The following is a 916-nucleotide window of genomic DNA, read 5'->3' on the forward strand; positions in this document are numbered from 1 at the left end:
ATCAGACACGAAGAACGTTGATCTTAAAGGGTTCGAGCCTGATGTACGTATTTTGCTTACCAAATACAGCAATAGTAATGGCTCTCAGTCCCCGTGGATGGAGGAGCAAATTCGAGATGCCTGGGGAAGCATGGTTCTAAAAAATGTTGTACGTGAAACGGATGAAGTTGGTAAAGGTCAGATCCGGATGAGAACTGTTTTTGAACAGGCCATTGATCAACGCTCTTCAACTGGTGCCTGGAGAAATGCTCTTTCTATTTGGGAACCTGTCTGCAATGAAATTTTCGATCGTCTGATTAAACCACGCTGGGAGATTAGATAATGAAGCGTGCGCCTGTTATTCCAAAACATACGCTCAATACTCAACCGGTTGAAGATACTTCGTTATCGACACCAGCTGCCCCGATGGTGGATTCGTTAATTGCGCGCGTAGGAGTAATGGCTCGCGGTAATGCCATTACTTTGCCTGTATGTGGTCGGGATGTGAAGTTTACTCTTGAAGTGCTCCGGGGTGATAGTGTTGAGAAGACCTCTCGGGTATGGTCAGGTAATGAACGTGACCAGGAGCTGCTTACTGAGGACGCACTGGATGATCTCATCCCTTCTTTTCTACTGACTGGTCAACAGACACCGGCGTTCGGTCGAAGAGTATCTGGTGTCATAGAAATTGCCGATGGGAGTCGCCGTCGTAAAGCTGCTGCACTTACCGAAAGTGATTATCGTGTTCTGGTTGGCGAGCTGGATGATGAGCAGATGGCTGCATTATCCAGATTGGGTAACGATTATCGCCCAACAAGTGCTTATGAACGTGGTCAGCGTTATGCAAGCCGATTGCAGAATGAATTTGCTGGAAATATTTCTGCGCTGGCTGATGCGGAAAATATTTCACGTAAGATTATTACCCGCTGTATCAACA

General features: G+C 46.6%; 2 protein-coding genes. Both read left to right on the forward strand.

Annotated elements, in window-relative coordinates; translation table 11 throughout:
• The coding region (locus GMC_RS23355) for a hypothetical protein (RefSeq protein WP_010520566.1) at positions 1–322 on the forward strand (322 nt) is incomplete at its 5' end.
• Positions 322–916, forward strand: a 595-nt coding sequence (locus GMC_RS23360) for a ParB/RepB/Spo0J family plasmid partition protein (protein ID WP_010520567.1), incomplete at its 3' end; no start/stop codon positions are given. The genes GMC_RS23355 and GMC_RS23360, both read left to right, overlap by 1 nt.

Source organism: Aquimarina agarivorans, assembly GCF_000218485.1.
Taxonomy (GTDB): Bacteria; Bacteroidota; Bacteroidia; order Flavobacteriales; family Flavobacteriaceae; genus Aquimarina; species Aquimarina agarivorans.